Source organism: Bacillus cereus group sp. MYBK30-2 (assembly GCF_051915945.1).
In the GTDB taxonomy this organism is placed as follows: domain Bacteria; phylum Bacillota; class Bacilli; order Bacillales; family Bacillaceae_G; genus Bacillus_A; species Bacillus_A paramycoides.
Genome location: NZ_JBQAFR010000001.1, coordinates 1,960,733 through 1,977,202 on the forward strand (window position 1 = coordinate 1,960,733; position 16,470 = coordinate 1,977,202).

Below are 16,470 nucleotides of genomic sequence, written 5' to 3' on the forward strand. Positions count from 1 at the left end.
AAAAACAGCCTCACTAAGCTTTTTAACACTTAATGAGGCCCTTCTATTTACAATTTTAATTATGGAATGTCGGCTTATAGAACGAACGATTATCAAGGGCAAAGACACGCTCTGTATATTCGCCTGGTTTTGTGCGTCCTAATGCGCGGTCCATCATGTTCATTTTTGCATCTAAGTTATCGATGTAGTGCAGAATTTCTGCTTCTTTTACTAATGGTGGTTTTGGGCTACCCCATTCTGCTTTTCCGTGGTGGGAAAGGACGATGTGCTGAAGGATTAATACTTCTTCTGCATCGATTTGTAGTTCATCTGCTGCTTTACCAATTTCGTTCACCATAATTGAAATGTGGCCAAGTAAATTTCCTTCTAACGTATACGTCGTAGAAATCGGGCCAGATAGCTCAATTACTTTACCAAGGTCGTGTAAAATAACGCCCGCATACAGTAAATCTTTATCTAACGATGGGTATAGTGTAGAAATTGCTTTCGCTAAATCTAACATTGATACGACATGGTAAGCTAGTCCAGATACGAACTCGTGATGATTTTTCGTCGCTGCTGGATATTCTAAAAATTCGTTTTGATGCTTATTTAATAAATGTCTTGTTAGACGCTGAATGTTTGGATTTCTCATTTCAAATATGTACTGCGTAATTTTTTCAACCATATCTTCTTTTTTCACTGGAGCTTTTTCTACAAATTCCGAGATGTCGGTTACTTCATTTTCATTAGCAACGCGAATTTGTTTCACACGTAATTGAATACGTCCTTTATAGTTTTGAATATCCCCTGCTACTTTGACGATTGTTTCTGCTACATATTGTTTCTCAACTTCTGGTGATACATCCCATAGCTTCGCTTCAATATCTCCAGTTTGGTCTTGCAAGATTACTGTTAAAAACGGCTTTCCATTGCTTGCGATACCTTTTGTCGCTGTTTTAATTAACAAGAAAATATCGACTTGTTCACCAACTTCATACTCTGCAATTTTCTTTTTCATTCGAATTCCTCCACCAAATCAATTACTTTTAGTATAGCATACTACAACTCATTTTCTTTACGCTTACGTGTTAATTTTATAATCTGATTTTCTTTAAAATATGTTAATAAATGCTCATGACATGTAAAGAAGATAACTTGTCTATCTTTCGCAATTTCCTTTATAAGTTCAATCGTTCGATTCGTCCTTACCGCATCAAAATGCACGAAGCTATCATCAATAATAAATGGATAATCATGCTCAAATGTTTTCGCTAGCGCAAATCGTAACGATAAATATAGCTGCTCTGCTGTCGCCTGGCTCAGTTCATGACTGTAAAAACGCATACCATCATTACGTTCCACAATAAACGATTCTGTTTCTGACGGTGAGAATATTTTACTATATCGTCCGCCTGTTAAATAAACGAAATACTCTTCGGATTTTTGTAAAATACGCGGAAGATGCACTTCATGATAATATTGCTTCGTTTTCGTTAGCACTGTCTTTGCGGCCGCATATGCAGCCCACTTCTTCACTTGTTCACGCACTTGTGATTTTTTCATTTCCCACTCATGTAGTAAATCACCGTACGTACTACCTTCTTCTAAATTCACAATTTCTATTCGATGCTTCGCAATACGCTCTGTTAATTCTTTCTCTTTCGCAAGACAGTTTTGCATCGTTACTATTTCTTGCTTTAACTTTTCTTCATATCCTTCAGCCTCATAATTTTCAGCTAATGATAAACTCGTTAAGCGCTGTTCTAAAAGATCAATTTGAGGCAATAGACGCCCCACTTGCTTCTCGGCATCTTCACGTTTTTCCGCCAATCTTCCTGCTTCTAAAAACATCTCTTCATTTGTAGATTCTGCAATATGCCATAAACCATCTCGTTCTACTAGAAGTTGCTTTAATTGCTGCTGCAAGAATTCATATTCCTCTTGCCACTCCGCAAGCTTCTCTTCCTTTTGCTTACAAGTCTGCCTCTTCTCTTTCTCATTTTGCATACGACTTTGCGCCTCATAGAGCTTACTATACTCTGTGCTACCGATAACAGTTTCTAGTTTATGTTCAAAACGAGAAATCATTTCATATAATGAAGATTTTCGCTCACCTTGTTTCTCTAGCTCACGATATAATTGCTGCATTTTTTCAATACGCTCAAACGCCGGCAATATGTGCGCATACGTATAAAATTCCGGGAACATATAACGCGTTTTATAAGCATCTACTTGTTCTCCTGCATGGAAAGTTTCTCTTTCCCATTCCTCATACGATGAAACGACTTTATCATACGCACGTTCCATTTGCTGCAATTTATAAGACTCTCGCTCAAATAACTTTCGAATCTCTTCATCTTTTTCTAATTGATAACGAACTGACATCGCCTCTTCACTTTGACGCCCGCCAGCACTTTGCTGAAGAGTAAGTAGCTCTTCTTGTAATCCACCTGATGGATCTTTATATAAAACGAGCGCTAAGACAATTCCTACAAAAACAATAACACTAATAAATAACATGGCGCGGTTATCTATAAATAAACTCGTTACTAAAACGCCCGTGTTAATAAGGAGTAACAGAAGACAAACTCTTTGCCACTGCTTTTTCTTTTGCTTTACTGCCCCTGCTTTCTCTTCATACTTACGCTTCATTCTCTCTGCGCCCATACCTAGAAACGCCGCATCTTGAAATGATTTTTCTTTCTCAACTAACGTATTTCTCTCTTCATCAGCTAACATTTGCTGGCTTATTTGTCTTATATTCTCTTCTTGTTCTTCTAATTGCTCCTGAGCCGTTTTAAAACGTTCATCTAGCTGCGTTTTTTGCGTTTCTAACTCTCTCGCTTTTTGCACCGTTTGTGTAATTAATTCTTTCGTCGCTAAACTTATATCAAATGAAAGAACAGTCTCTTTTTCAAAAGTAGCACCAATTTGTTGCTCTAGTTCTGCAATTTCTTCTTTTATATTCGCAATATTCCCTGTAATATCACGCATTTCTTGGCGTGCATTTTCATAAGACATATGCTGCATGCGAAGCTCTTCTACATAACTTTCCTTTTGTAAAAACACTTCATCTATTTCTGTGGCATCAATTTCTAATTGCACAGTTTCTATCTTTTTCTGAAGCGAATCTACTTGTACTTGCAGCGGTTCTATCTTTGCTTTTAGCGCCTCATAGCGCGCCGTACCATTTACCGGAAACTGTCCTTTTTCGTTTTCTAACACTTTCTCGTACGTACGTTTTTCAATAACGAGAGGCTCAAGCGCTGATAATATTTCATAGTCTTGCTTTCGTTTTTCCGCACTCTCTTTTTCAGCGCGAACGAAAGCGAGTTTCTCTTCACTTTCTTTTAACTGCTCAACCTGTTTTTCATACGTGCCAATTTTCCCTTGCCACTCTTTCAGCTTCTCTTCAAGCTTCTTCATTTCTTGCAATGACACGTTAATTTCAGGCTTACGACCACTCGGCTTAAAGCGCTGATCCATTTCTTTTTCTAGCTTTTTATCTAATTGTAATAACGCATCGCTTCCGACTGCGCTTGCAGAAAATAAATAATTGCCGATATCCGCCTCGCCAAGTTGATGAATATTTTGAAGGCCATGCATATCAAATGAAAAGACAGAATCAAATAAGCTTTCATTCATTCCGCTTAATATATCATTTAAAATATCTTCGCCGCCAGTTTTCCCGTCCTCAAAATAAATCGTCACTTCACCAGATGCCGTCTTTGGCAAACGCTCAATTTTCAAACGGCCGTACTTCTCTGTTTGCACAGTGACCGCTCCGCCATACTTCCCGCCTTCTTTCGGTTCATAACGGCGCTGTCCTCTCGTCGGAAAACCGAATAAAATACTTTTCATAAATGAGCGAATTGTTGATTTCCCCGCTTCATTTTCACCGTACAACACCGTCAGCAATGAAAGATCCATTTCCACATTTTCTAGTTTTCCATAGCCATAAATATGGAGTTTTTCAATTCTCATTTTTTATCCCTCTCTTGCTGGAATAATTGCTCTAAAATAATATTTTCCGCTTCCTTTTGAATCTCTTTCTTTTCTTCTTCCGTAAAAGATTCAATACTATTACGTGCCACAGGAGATGTCCAAATCGTGCGCAATACTCCGTCCATATTTGTAAAAGCTTCTAACTCTTGCAGTACACTACCGACGAAATGATTTTCCGCTTTCAAACGTTCAATTTCTGCAAAAGAAACTGTCTCATTTTTCCACTTCATCGCATACACAAAGTCTTTTCGCTCTTCTCCCGCTGCTAAAATATGAAAAATCTCTTCCACACGCTTTTCATCACGTAAATAAGGAGAAAGCGGCCCCTGCCCTGTAAATACGACGGTTAAAAGAGTGCCTTCCTCTTCTCTTCGGCACTCATTCATTATTTCTGCCGCTACTGTCATAAGATCATCAACAGTTTCAAGTCCATCAATATTAACTTCTATCTCATCCCATACAACATCCGCAGTATGGAAAAACGAACAATGCGATCCTTGTTTCGTTAACTCGATAAGGTACGCACCCTTTTCCCCTGTTTCCTTACGATGGCGCCCTTGTATATTACCTGGATAAATAATGTACGGCTCTTCCGATAAAACTTCTCGTTTATGTATATGGCCAAGAGCCCAATAATCAAACTGCTTTTCCTTCAGCTCACGAATTTGAAACGGTGCATAGCGATTATGCTCCGCATCCCCTTCCACACTTCCGTGAAGCATTCCAATATGAAAAGGCGCATCACTCATTTTCGTATACTGCGCTGTCATATTATCCGTTACTGCTTGCTGCAAATAACTAAACCCATAAATAGAAGCTACAAGCTCACCATTTTTATAAAATGATTTCTCTTCTACATAAGGCTCCGTAAACACATGAACATTTTCCGGAAACTCAATTGCTGCCCAGCTTCCGCCTAAATGATCGTGGTTACCGTGAATAATAAAAATGGGAATATCGTACTGCGAAAGTCTCTTCATTTGCTCACGCACAAACACTTGCGCTCTCAAACTTCTCGTCTCTGCATCATACAAATCCCCAGCTAGTAATACAAAATCAACGCGCTCTTGAATCGCTTTATCAACAATACGCTCGAACGATTCAAACGTACTTTGCTTCATTCTCTCCCAAACAGACGGTGGTACATTCATTTCCATCCCTTTAAACGGACTATCCAAATGCAAATCAGCCGCATGTATAAACTTCACTTGTTTCACAAATAACGATCCTTTCTATATTTCAAAAGTTTCATCTTATCAACATTAACTATTCAATTGCTGAAAACTAATAATCAGTGGGGATAAAAAAACTCCCCACTGATTAAAGTTTCACTTTATCCCGAATTAACGGGCAGTAGGGCAAAGAAGCTAGTCTGAAAGTAAACTGCCCGTAAATACCCGATTGGTTCAACTAATAATCAGTGGGGATAAAAAAACTCCCCACTGATTAAAGTTTCACTTTATTGTAACACGCAATGTCATATATTTCTTTGCATATTCTAGCGATTTATGACAAAATAGTTATAAGATTCTGATTTTAATTATTGGAGGGAATTTTCATGGGAGTATACGTTCTAACAGTCTTTGAAAAAGATGGTTCAAAAGCATTAGACGAATCATTCGAGGCGGCAACTGAAAAAGAAGCGAAATCGAAAGGCGAATCTATTTTACAAGAAAAAGGATTGTACGAAAAAACACATCGCTGCACATCTTCTGCAGGCAAGCTCGTTTTATTCCAGCGCTAAAAAAAGAAGCGTCATCCGCTTCTTTTTCACTCTACTATATCTTCGTCACACCACGTAAACACTACATCTAGAATGCGATTACCGATACGTACGCGCTTATTCCATTTTCCTGTTTGGATCTGATGTTGCAATTCTGTCTTCATCTTTTCCGTCCAGTCGTGAATCGTTTCACTACCGTTATATGGATATACGCTCGGAAACTCTTCCTGCAGAAGATGCAAGCTCTCTGCATCAAAATGAAAATGGAAGAAGTAGTTTGCTGTAAGCGATGGTTCTTGCAATCGTAAAAAATGATCATCGATTTGCTTTCTATTTCTGTAGAAAGTAAAGATGTTCACTTTTCCGCTCGTAATTTGGTCAATTTGAATTTCGTGCTTCTCTATAATCACGTCTTGCTCACCTCGTTATATACTACCTTTAGTATATATGTCTTTTGCAACAAAGTTAACCATTTTCGCGCGAAATTCATTTCCTTCATTATAATCCCGTACCTCCAAGTACGATCAGAACAAATAAAAAAACAAAGTTGAAGGGGAGCGATCACATGTATTTCGGAAGCAAAGGTTGGTATGTAAAAGAACTTAAAAAATTAGGTATCCGTACTTACGAAGGCAAAAAACTAGAATCTTATCGTACGCATGTTTTATCTAGTTTACTTGAGAGAATGAAGAAAGCTTCGGCTTAATAGAAAATGCAAGAAGCTACTTTTAAAGTGGCTTCTTGCATTTGAACAATTCACTATCCTTTGTACCAATCATAGCCTAAACGAACAACATGCTCTTCCATATTATTGTTTAAAGTCATTACGACTTAAGCCATATATACTTTAATTATTTTTTGTTTTTTTCTTTTATCTTCTCAACTTCATTTTTTATATCCTCAGATACAGCTACATCTATATTCCCTTTATATTTCTTGTATTCTTGGAATAACATATTTGCATTTTGATTAAATGTCATTAGGGTTCCACTAGGAGATTCGGTTTGTTCCTTTAAAGATGTAATGGTTCCATACATTTTTTTGTATTCATCATAAAGTTCTTTATACTTATCTGGATTTTCTTTTGCAGCTTCAGAAACAGTTTTTAATTGACCTTCCATATCACTATATATTACAGAAGATTGAGCCACCATTGAATTAAGAGATTTTTTCTTAGCATTTACAGCTATGTTAAAATCTCGGCGATTATCAATAGCTTGAGACCAAGCCTCTGAATATTGCGGTAAAACAAAATTAGCAACAAACCCCATTAGTTCGATATTATTATAAAATTCCGCTGCGGCTTGGACATAGCTAGCTTCACGTTTCTTCTTTTCTTCCGCTTCTTTAGCATTTTTTTGTAATACATTCATACTCACAAGGGCTATAATAATTACAATAACCCCTAGAATTCCCCCGATTATCTTTTTATTCATGCTGATTCCCCCATTTATCCATAATTGTTAAATTGTATTTGGAAAGGCAAAATAAAAGCACTCTTTCGAGTGCCTTTAACTATTCAACTTTTAATTTAATTTCTTTGCCTGTCATGCCGCCACGAGCTTTTAAAACTAATCCTTGTGCGTCAGCAGGAACATCAAAGATGATTTTACCTGTTTGAGATAAACCAGGGTTAAGTTGTTTTAAGAAGAAATCAGACTGACCGCCGTTACCTACATCGAAAGCTGTTTGAGCTTGTGTAGAGTACGTAAATTCACGATCTTTATTATCAACTAATTTGAAGCTGTTAGCATCAACAGTGATAGCATCTTTTTGATTGTTTGTAACCGTAACTTCAACTACTTTAAACACACCTTGTGCTTTTTCTTTTAAATATTCGCCACCTACAGAATCTACTGATTCAACAGATCCTACAGCGATTTTAACTTTAGAAGACTCACCTTCTTTAGAAAGTTCTTTTTTAGGTTCTTCTTTAGTAGCTGGAGCATTAGTTTCTTGTTTTGGCTCTGTAGAAGATTTTTCTTTTTGATCATCCCCGCCACCTAATGCCGATACAATGATACCTAGTACGATTAAACCGATAAATCCTAAACACCCAAACTTAAAAATTTTACCCATTAAATATTTCCTCCAATGATAATATGTAAGATTTAGAAACTCATCATATCAGATGACCTGTCTTCTTTGTGTCGTATTTTGTCGAATGAAAACAAAAAATAAAAGAGAATTTTTCCCAAAATGTCGTTAAAAAATGGAATTTCAGAGGTTATTCCTTCCTTTTCGTCTTTACATGGAAGAATAAATACTTATTTGGAAAGAAAATCTATTAATTACCTCCTATAACTATATTTTTCTACCCACTTCTCCCTATTTAAAACTTCTCTCTCACAATTCCATCAAATGTATACATAGCACCTTTCTGTTCACTTTTATCTAGTGTCAATGCGATAAGCAACCAAGCTAAAAATGCTATAATAAATCTAACTACACTAAGGGGGAACATTTATTTTGTTCGGAAAATACATTCAATTTCATAAGTTTGGCAATCCGAAAGATGTATTAAACGTTGAATATAAAAATATAGAACCACCAAAAGATAACGAAGTGCTCGTTCGCATGCTAGTTAGACCGATTAATCCATCTGACTTAATTCCAATAACCGGAGCGTACGCACATAGAATTTCTTTACCTAATATACCTGGTTATGAAGGTGTTGGTATTGTAGAAGATGTGGGTGCGGGCGTTTCTAGAGGCCTTATCGGTAAACGTGTTTTACCTTTACGCGGGGAAGGTACTTGGCAAGAATTTGTTACAACATCAGCTGACTTTGTAGTCCCTATACCTGATTCAATTGATGATTTCACAGCGGCACAAATGTATATTAATCCCCTTACAGCATGGGTCACTTGTACAGAAACTCTAAATTTAAAACAAAATGACGTTTTATTAGTAAACGCTTGTGGATCTGCTATTGGTCATCTATTTGCTCAGTTATCGCAAATTTTAAACTTCCGATTAATTGCAGTTACAAGAAATAATAAGCATACAGAGGAATTACTTCAGCTTGGTGCGGAATATGTAATAGACACTTCCATTACTCCGCTTTATGAAACAGTTATGGAGTTAACAAACGGGATAGGCGCAGATGCTGCGATTGATTCTATTGGCGGCTCAGATGGAAATGAATTAGCGTTTTGTGTACGTCCCAATGGACACTTTTTAACTATAGGTCTTCTATCAGGAGTACAAGTAAACTGGGCAGAGATTGTCACTAAAGCAAAGGTGCATGCTAATATATTTCATTTACGACATTGGAATAAAGACGTGTCAGCATATAAATGGCAGGAGACGTTTCGTCACTTAATTCGTTTAGTAGAAGCTAAACAATTACGTTTCATGACGGCACATTCTACGCATGACTTAGTAGATGTAAAGAATGCGGTTGATGTTGTTCAGTCTGCTGAGAAAGCAAAAGGGAAAGTGTTTTTAACGAGCTAATAAAATTATAAAGGATAGATTAACAGTATAAAATATACTCTATCTATCCTTTTTGTATCTTATTTAAACTTAATTTCCCAAGGTTTTTTCAAAATAGAAGCCTGTCCCATTAATTTGTGGAACAAACCCTTCTTGAGTCGAGCTGTTTTCCACCATATTTTGTTCTTCTGCTGTTATAACAGTGATCACATCTTTCTCTTCTACTACTTTTCTTTCTCTTTGATCTTGTTCTTCTTTAGTAACAAGCTTATATTGATCTCCATCAGTCTGTGCAAATACCTTTGTACTTTGAACATCTTTTACAAATCCAGGTGATAATGCTAATACACTCGAGAAGGCAATAGATAATACTAATTTTCTTTTCATAAGTACCCCCTATTTTCCCATTATATTTATTATGAATATAATACCATAAATAACTTATTAATCCAGTTCGACAGAGATAAGTCGATTTAAAAATTTTCGTTTGGATAATCCCTTATAATTTATAGGATCTAAACGTGTATTTGCCCCTACGCAACGTTATCACCTCGTTTCAACTACCTAAAAAATAACATTGTCAACCGAACTTAAATTGGTTATCATAAAAGCGAATATAACAGGAGATGAGCAGATGAATATAAATGAAAAGAAATCTTTTTCAAAAGTTTCTCGTCGTAAATTAGTCGACGAAGTATTGGAACGTCTACAAGAAAAAATCTTTTCTGGTGAGTATGAAGTAGGTGATCGCCTCCCTACAGAGCCGCAATTAATGGAAGAGCTAGGTGTAGGGCGTTCAACGCTGCGAGAAAGCATAAAAATATTAGTACATGCTGGCATACTAGAGGTTCGACAAGGACAAGGTACTCGCATTGTCTCACTAAATACAGCACAAGATTCATTTGAAAAACGATTGCAAGAAGCTAATATTAGTCATGTGTATGAAGCACGTAATATGTTGGATAAGGAAGTAGCTATGTTGGCGGCACAACGCCGAAATGAAGAAGATCTTTTATACTTAAAAGGACATTTGAATAAAAGAAAAAATGCCCTTAAAGAAGGAAATTATGTAGCATACATAGATGCAGATATTCAGTTTCATCTAGCAATTGCAAAGGCGAGCAAAAACGAAGTTCTACTTGATATGTATCAATCTTTCGTACCTGTTCTTCGTCACATTTTAAGCCAATTAATATTAAATACAACTGACTATGAAGATAACTCTGAGGTTCATGAAAAATTATTCCAAGCTATTTTAAAACACAATGCCGAAGAGGCTCAAACATACGCTGTTCAAAATTTGGAGCTGAAATAAGCTCCTTATATATTACACTTAAACATCAGATGATGTTATGAATCAAGAAAGGAGAATGAAGAAATGCCACAAACGACTTTTCAAATAAAGTCCATCAACATCGGAAAAATAGAGCAACTACCTTATGGAAAAACTCTTATTTCAACAGCAATAAGAAAATACCCTATCCAAGGTGATATATTTTTAACGAAAAATGGTTTACTTGGGGATGAACAAGCTTATACAGATCATGGCGGACTAGATAAAGCATTATGCGTTTACTCTTACGATCACTACGCCTATTGGAGCAAAATAATCCCTTCTATGATAGATGATTCACTCTTTGGAGAAAATATTACCGTATACGGATTGACTGAAGAAACTGTTCATGTTGGCGATATCTTTTCTTTCGGAGAAGCAATTATACAAATATCAGAGCCAAGAAATCCATGCTATAAACTTGCGAAGAAATATAACGTCCCTACCCTGCCACTTGAAATGCAACAAACTGGATTTACGGGTTTCCTCTGTCGCGTGTTACAAGAAGGAAAAGTTTCTACAAGTGATTGTTTACAACTTATTAAATCACATCCTAAACGGGTGTCTATTGCACAAATTAACCGTGTTAAATTTCATGATAAAGATGATATAAAAACAATAAAAAACATTATTGAATTGGACGCATTGTCAAATAGCTTACGCGAATTACTATTACAACGTTTAAATAAATAATCATGTCATTAAACATCAGATGATATACCCAATAACATCTGATGTTTAAGAGAGGAGAAAAAGCAATTGAAACATCGAGAACGAACTTATTTGTATGTATTAGCACTATTTTTCGTTTCAATTAATTTACGCGTCGGAATTACATCCGTTTCACCTTTATTAGAAACAATCCGCCAAGACTTAAATATAAGCAACTTTTCCGTTAGCTTTTTAACAGCTATCCCTGTATTTTGTATGGGCGCATTCGCTTTACTGACGGGGAAAGTAATTAAAAAATATGGCGCAGAAAAAGCAATTATGGCTTGCCTTATTTTAATCGGCTTTGCAACATGTATGAGAGCCTTTACCTCTTCCCTTTTTACATTATTCACAAGCTCTCTATTTATCGGTATTGGAATCGCACTTGCAGGACCGTTACTATCAGGGTTTATTAAAGAAAAATTCCCTACGAAAATTGGCTTAATGATCGGAATATATTCAGTAGGCATGGGAACTGGTGCTTCTTTAAGCGCAGGTTTAACGATTCCTTTACAACATGTGTTAAAAGGATCTTGGAATATGGCACTCGCTTTTTGGGGTGTACTTACTATCGTAGCCATTATATTTTGGTATCCGGTCATGAAACGAAAAAAGAATACGGGTATAGAAGATAAAAAGAATAATAGTTTACCTTTAAGAAATAAAAAAGCATGGTTATTTACAGTCTTTTTTGGACTACAATCAGGAATCTTTTATTCTATTACTACTTGGCTTGCACCAGCAAACCAAAGTATGGGGATAAGCAGCCAACAAGCCGGTACTCTTATAACTGTATTTACAGTTATTCAAATGATATGCAGCTTTTTAATTCCAACGTTAGCAGATATTTATAAAAACCGAACACTTTGGTTATTAGGGAGCATATGCTTCGTACTCATAGGTTTATCGCTCATGATATATCCATTAACTACACCTTGGGTTCCTTCTATTTTACTAGGGATCGGGCTCGGCGGTGTATTTCCACTCGCTCTAATGCTACCGTTATATGAAACGAAAACTTCAGAAGATGCGAGTGCATGGACTGCTATGATGCAATCAGGAGGATACATTATGGGTGGCTTCATTCCTGTCTTAGCAGGCTTCGCTCGTGACTATTTTAATGGTTATACGCAAGTTTTTATTATAATGGCACTTCTAAGCTTAATTTTGTTCATTCTAACTTTAGTCATGAACAAAAGAACGATAGAAACGAAAGATCTTATAGCTTAAATAAAAAGAATGGGCCTTTTCCTAAAGGATAAAGCTCATTCTTTTTACTTCTAACTCGAAAACAAAAAAAGCCCCTCAAAGCATACAGCCCACTTGGGCTTCTAGAATGATATCATGTGCAAGCTTCGTAGCGAGTGCACTTGCTACGAACTGGTGATGTGCTGCTTGATAGCCAATCTGCTCCTTAAGTGGCCCGTGAAATGATTTCTTGTTCATCAAGTACTAGCTTCAAGCTTGATAAAGAGATTGTTTGAAAGTTCTCTTTCGACATACGTTTTCGATAATGCGTAGGTGTTTCTCCAGTCACTTTTTTAAACATGCGGCTAAAGACTACTAAACTATGAAAGCCAACTTGATAAGAAATGTTTTCTACTGATTCATTTGTCATCGAAAGTAAATGCGCTGCGTGATTAATGCGCACCCTTAAAATCCAGTCCTTCATGCTCATCCCGAAATGATTGTGAAAGACTCGATAAAGATGGCTTCGATTGACCGCAAGATGATCTGCCACATCATTTACTGTAATCTCCTCTACATAGTGCTCTCCAATATATTTCATCGCCTCAATTGCGAGTCGTGAAGACTTTTGTTTTATTCCTGGCGAAAATTCGCCACCATCTGTAAGTAATAATCTTAAAAACCGATAAATCAACTCGTTCAACTTTAATTCATCTTCTAATGTATTGTGAGAGCAATTCATACACTCCAATATAATTTCCAAATATTGTTGAATATTAGTTGAGGTAACAGAGTAGTTATCTTTTTTAAAACGCGAATGATGAATAATATCCTCTGCTACCTTCCCACCAAATGCCAGCCACGCATACAGCCATGGTTCTTCTGCATCCGAGCGATAAAAGGTCGACTCTCCTGGGGGAATGAGAAAAACATTGCCTTTCTTTAATGAATATTTTTTATCTTTTACATGATACGCTCCTTTACCATCCAACACGACATGAATAATGTAGCTGTTGCGTACAGCTGGTCCAAAAGCATGTAAAGGCAGTGTTTTTGAAAAACCACAAAAATCAAAATAAAGTTCGCTTGAGAAGTAATGCTGTTCTTTTTTAATAAAGATTGCCTGTTCCATAGGCCCTCTTCCCTCCTCGCGATTTCTATAACTTAATTTTCCTTTTGATGAGAAAAACGCAACAAAAAGTTAAATCAAGGTCACAAAATGATATAAAACTGAAAGCGCCTTCTTGTTAAAATATACATGAAATAGAAAACAATAGGAAGGATATTAATGTAGTTAGTTAGCCTTTTTACACTTAACTTTATAAACGTTTTCTCGTTGTGATTTAAATTAGGTCGAGAGGAAAATTATAAAACAGGAGAATAAAAATGAATGGAAAGGAAACGTGAACTAGCCTTAAAATTCGCTATGGTATTTGGGTCTCAAGAAACAACTCAATATTTTTCTCCAGGACGTATCAACTTAATCGGAGAACATACAGACTACAATGGCGGCTATGTATTCCCCGCTTCTATTACCTATGGAACTTACGGAATAGCTAGACGTCGCGAGGATGATAGAGTATTAGTTTACTCAACGAACTTTGAAGAACTTGGAGTAATTAGCTTCACGTTGAATGAACTAGATTACGATAAAAATGCTAATTGGGGAAATTACGTAAAAGGAGTTATCTTAACACTGAAAGAAGCAGGTCATGAAATAAACTGTGGTTTTGAGCTATTAGTTAAGGGCACAATTCCGAATGGAGCGGGACTTTCAAGTAGTGCTTCACTGGAATTACTTGTAGGCGTAGTATTAGAAAACTTGTTTAGCTTAGAAATAACACGACTTGAATTAGTGAAAATGGGTAAAAAAGTTGAAAATGAATTCATTGGTGTAAATTCCGGTATCATGGATCAATTTGCCATTGGATTTGGTGAGAAGGAGAAAGCAATTCTCCTTGATACCAATACGCTAGAGTATGAAATGGTTCCAGTAGTTTTGGACGACTATGCGATTGTAATTATGAATACTAATAAACGTCGTGAACTGGCAGATTCAAAATATAATGAGCGCCGGGCTGAATGTGAAGAAGCACTCGCACGTCTCCAAACGAAGTTAGAAATTCATGCACTTGGAGAACTAAGCGAAACAGAATTTGATGCAAATCAAAATCTTATTGGAGATGAAATCTTAATTAAACGCGCGAAGCATGCCGTTTACGAAAATGAACGTACAAAAAAAGCCAAAGCAGCTCTTATTGCAGGTGATTTAGAAGAATTCGGAAAGCTATTGAATGCTTCCCATACATCTTTAAGAAATGATTATGAAGTAACCGGGCTTGAATTGGATACATTGGTGGCCACTGCACAAAAACAAGAGGGTGTGCTTGGAGCCCGTATGACTGGAGCAGGATTTGGTGGGTGCGCCATCGCATTAGTAAAAGAAAGTGAAATCCACACTTTTAAAAATAATGTTTATGATGAATATCTCAAAATTGTTGGATATGCGCCTGTCTTCTATGTGGCACACATTGGTAGTGGAGCTACAGTGATTGGATGATGAGTGAGGTGAAAACGATGAACACATGTAAAGCAATTTACGATTTTACTACACTTGCGATTGAGAATGGAGCCATTGAGAAGAATGACCGAATTTATATGCACAATCAACTATTACGTTTGATTGGCGAATCGGAAATGGGAGAGATTACTAGCGAAGTTGAAGTGGACCCACATGTGCTGTTAGATACACTTATGGATAAAGCGACGGAAAATCTTATTATCACTAAAAACCAAGCCAATCGTGATATGTTCGAAGCGCTTTTAATGAATGTGATTACACCACTTCCATCCAAGGTCAATGAGAATTTTCAGGAGGCATATCGCAAAAGTCCCGAACAGGCAACAGATTATTTCTTTGAAATAAGTAAACGCAATGATTATATAAAGACCCGTGCAATTGCAAAAAATATTTATTATTTAGCAGAATCAAAATATGGTGAACTTGAGATTACTATTAATTTGTCCAAACCAGAGAAAGATCCAAGAGAGATCTTAGCGACTAGAAATACACCGAGGGGAAATTATCCAAAATGTTTACTTTGTATTGAAAATGAAGGGTATTTCGGCCACTTGAATCACCCAGGCAGAAGCAATCACCGAATCATTAACATCGAACTAAATGGAGAAGAATGGGGTTTTCAATATTCACCATATGCGTACTTTAACGAACATTCCATCGTACTATCTAAGGAGCATCGACCAATGAAAATTTCTCGTGAGGCATTCTCTCGTTTATTCAGTTTTGTAGAAATCATGCCACACTATTTTATTGGTTCAAATGCGGATTTACCTATTGTAGGAGGATCTATCTTAAGTCATGATCATTATCAAGCTGGACGCCATAACTTTCCGATGGCCAAAGCTAAAGTTCTTAAAACATTTGAACTATGTGACTATCCAAATATTTCTTGCGGTATTGTCAACTGGCCAATGAGTGTGATTCGCCTCTCTTCTTTAAACAAAGAGGAACTAATTAATGCCAGCACCTACATCCATGAAAGTTGGAAGAACTATTCGGATGAATTCTTACAAATTCGTGCGCAATCAAAAAATGGTGCACAACATCATACGATTACACCAATTGTGCGGCGTCGCGAAGAAAAGTATGAAATTGATCTTGTACTGCGTGATAATAATGTGAGTGAAGAATACCCTGATGGAATTTTTCATTCACACCCAGATGTACAGCATATTAAGAGAGAAAATATCGGGCTTATTGAAGTCATGGGCCTAGCGATTCTCCCTTCACGTTTGATTGAGGAGCTTCATGAAGTTGAGCTGTACTTGTTAAATAAAGAAGCCAATGTTTCTGAAATCCATCAAAAATGGGCAGATGAATTAAAAGCCCAGGGTGGCTATGCGGAAGAGACCATCCAAAGCTTTCTTCAAACTGAAGTTGCAAAAAAATTTGAATGCATATTAGCAGATGCTGGTGTCTATAAAATGAATAAAGATGGTAGAGCAGGATTTGATCGCTTTATCAGAGAATTACAAAGCGCGAATAGAGAGCTTATCGTTTTGGAATAAA

The 16,470-nt window shown here is 36.6% G+C and carries 16 protein-coding genes and 1 pseudogene; 8 read left to right on the top strand and 9 right to left on the bottom strand.

Going from position 1 to position 16,470, the window contains the following annotated elements; translation table 11 throughout:
• Positions 1-55 precede the first annotated feature (55 nt).
• Genes yhaM through ACTFQM_RS10290 form a run of 3 tightly spaced genes read right to left on the bottom strand, consistent with a single transcriptional unit; the run spans position 56 to position 5,204 of the window.
• Positions 56-1,000: a 3'-5' exoribonuclease YhaM gene (gene yhaM, locus ACTFQM_RS10280; protein ID WP_002170685.1), complete on the bottom strand. Its 945-nt coding sequence runs from the start codon at positions 998-1,000 to the stop codon at positions 56-58.
• 41 nt (positions 1,001-1,041) lie between these two features.
• Positions 1,042-3,966, bottom strand: a complete 2,925-nt coding sequence (locus ACTFQM_RS10285; RefSeq protein ID WP_440034225.1) for an AAA family ATPase — start codon at positions 3,964-3,966, stop codon at positions 1,042-1,044.
• Positions 3,963-5,204: a metallophosphoesterase family protein gene (locus tag ACTFQM_RS10290; protein WP_440034226.1), complete on the bottom strand. Its 1,242-nt coding sequence runs from the start codon at positions 5,202-5,204 to the stop codon at positions 3,963-3,965. The genes ACTFQM_RS10285 and ACTFQM_RS10290 overlap by 4 nt, the downstream gene beginning before the upstream one ends.
• A 341-nt stretch (positions 5,205-5,545) precedes the next feature.
• On the opposite strand from ACTFQM_RS10290, the gene ACTFQM_RS10295 reads away from it, so the two are divergent.
• A complete protein-coding gene (locus tag ACTFQM_RS10295; RefSeq protein ID WP_002170682.1) occupies positions 5,546-5,731 on the top strand; it encodes a YhzD family protein in 186 nt (61 codons plus the stop codon).
• Positions 5,732-5,757: 26 nt separating this feature from the next.
• Here the strand turns inward: ACTFQM_RS10295 and ACTFQM_RS10300 are convergent, their stop codons facing one another.
• Positions 5,758-6,120, bottom strand: coding sequence for a hypothetical protein (locus tag ACTFQM_RS10300; RefSeq protein ID WP_002170681.1), 363 nt, complete (start codon positions 6,118-6,120; stop codon positions 5,758-5,760).
• A gap of 155 nt (positions 6,121-6,275) precedes the next feature.
• Between ACTFQM_RS10300 and ACTFQM_RS10305 the strand changes: the two genes are divergently transcribed.
• Positions 6,276-6,416: a YflJ family protein gene (locus ACTFQM_RS10305; RefSeq protein ID WP_000273536.1), complete on the top strand. Its 141-nt coding sequence runs from the start codon at positions 6,276-6,278 to the stop codon at positions 6,414-6,416.
• 145 nt (positions 6,417-6,561) lie between these two features.
• Here the strand turns inward: ACTFQM_RS10305 and ACTFQM_RS10310 are convergent, their stop codons facing one another.
• Together ACTFQM_RS10310 and ACTFQM_RS10315 are read right to left on the bottom strand one after the other, a co-directional pair.
• The gene (locus ACTFQM_RS10310) at positions 6,562-7,146 is read right to left on the bottom strand and encodes a hypothetical protein (RefSeq protein WP_400487014.1); all 585 of its coding nucleotides are present in this window, start codon (positions 7,144-7,146) and stop codon (positions 6,562-6,564) included.
• A 79-nt stretch (positions 7,147-7,225) separates the two neighbouring features.
• Positions 7,226-7,789 (bottom strand): DUF4352 domain-containing protein, encoded by a 564-nt coding sequence (locus ACTFQM_RS10315; protein WP_400487013.1) that lies wholly within the window; start codon positions 7,787-7,789, stop codon positions 7,226-7,228.
• A 390-nt stretch (positions 7,790-8,179) separates the two neighbouring features.
• Here ACTFQM_RS10315 and ACTFQM_RS10320 point away from each other — a divergent pair, with 390 nt between their 5' ends.
• Positions 8,180-9,169 carry a zinc-dependent alcohol dehydrogenase family protein gene (locus ACTFQM_RS10320; protein WP_440034227.1) on the top strand — a complete coding sequence of 330 codons (990 nt, stop codon included), beginning with the start codon at positions 8,180-8,182 and terminating at the stop codon, positions 9,167-9,169.
• Between the two features lie 69 nt (positions 9,170-9,238).
• Here ACTFQM_RS10320 and ACTFQM_RS10325 read toward each other — a convergent pair whose 3' ends face one another.
• Positions 9,239-9,535, bottom strand: a complete 297-nt coding sequence (locus ACTFQM_RS10325) for a hypothetical protein (RefSeq protein WP_440034228.1) — start codon at positions 9,533-9,535, stop codon at positions 9,239-9,241.
• A gap of 247 nt (positions 9,536-9,782) precedes the next feature.
• Between ACTFQM_RS10325 and ACTFQM_RS10330 the strand changes: the two genes are divergently transcribed.
• The 3 genes from ACTFQM_RS10330 (at position 9,783) to ACTFQM_RS10340 (ending at position 12,422) form a co-directional block, all read left to right on the top strand.
• Positions 9,783-10,463 (top strand): FadR/GntR family transcriptional regulator, encoded by a 681-nt coding sequence (locus ACTFQM_RS10330; protein WP_440034229.1) that lies wholly within the window; start codon positions 9,783-9,785, stop codon positions 10,461-10,463.
• A gap of 63 nt (positions 10,464-10,526) precedes the next feature.
• The gene (locus tag ACTFQM_RS10335; RefSeq protein WP_440034230.1) at positions 10,527-11,174 is read left to right on the top strand and encodes an MOSC domain-containing protein; all 648 of its coding nucleotides are present in this window, start codon (positions 10,527-10,529) and stop codon (positions 11,172-11,174) included.
• A gap of 66 nt (positions 11,175-11,240) precedes the next feature.
• Positions 11,241-12,422, top strand: a complete 1,182-nt coding sequence (locus ACTFQM_RS10340) for a CynX/NimT family MFS transporter (protein WP_427287089.1) — start codon at positions 11,241-11,243, stop codon at positions 12,420-12,422.
• A 78-nt stretch (positions 12,423-12,500) separates the two neighbouring features.
• On the opposite strand, the pseudogene ACTFQM_RS10345 reads toward ACTFQM_RS10340, so the two are convergent.
• Both ACTFQM_RS10345 and ACTFQM_RS10350 read right to left on the bottom strand, forming a co-directional pair.
• Positions 12,501-12,602: pseudogene (locus ACTFQM_RS10345) on the bottom strand (hypothetical protein); the annotation flags it as partial.
• Positions 12,603-12,606: 4 nt separating this feature from the next.
• Positions 12,607-13,512, bottom strand: a complete 906-nt coding sequence (locus ACTFQM_RS10350) for an AraC family transcriptional regulator (RefSeq protein WP_440034231.1) — start codon at positions 13,510-13,512, stop codon at positions 12,607-12,609.
• A gap of 258 nt (positions 13,513-13,770) precedes the next feature.
• Between ACTFQM_RS10350 and ACTFQM_RS10355 the strand changes: the two genes are divergently transcribed.
• Positions 13,771-14,940, top strand: a complete 1,170-nt coding sequence (locus ACTFQM_RS10355; RefSeq protein WP_440034232.1) for a galactokinase — start codon at positions 13,771-13,773, stop codon at positions 14,938-14,940.
• Positions 14,937-16,469, top strand: coding sequence for a UDP-glucose--hexose-1-phosphate uridylyltransferase (galT, locus tag ACTFQM_RS10360; protein WP_440034233.1), 1,533 nt, complete (start codon positions 14,937-14,939; stop codon positions 16,467-16,469). The genes ACTFQM_RS10355 and galT overlap by 4 nt, the downstream gene beginning before the upstream one ends.
• Position 16,470 lies beyond the last annotated feature (1 nt).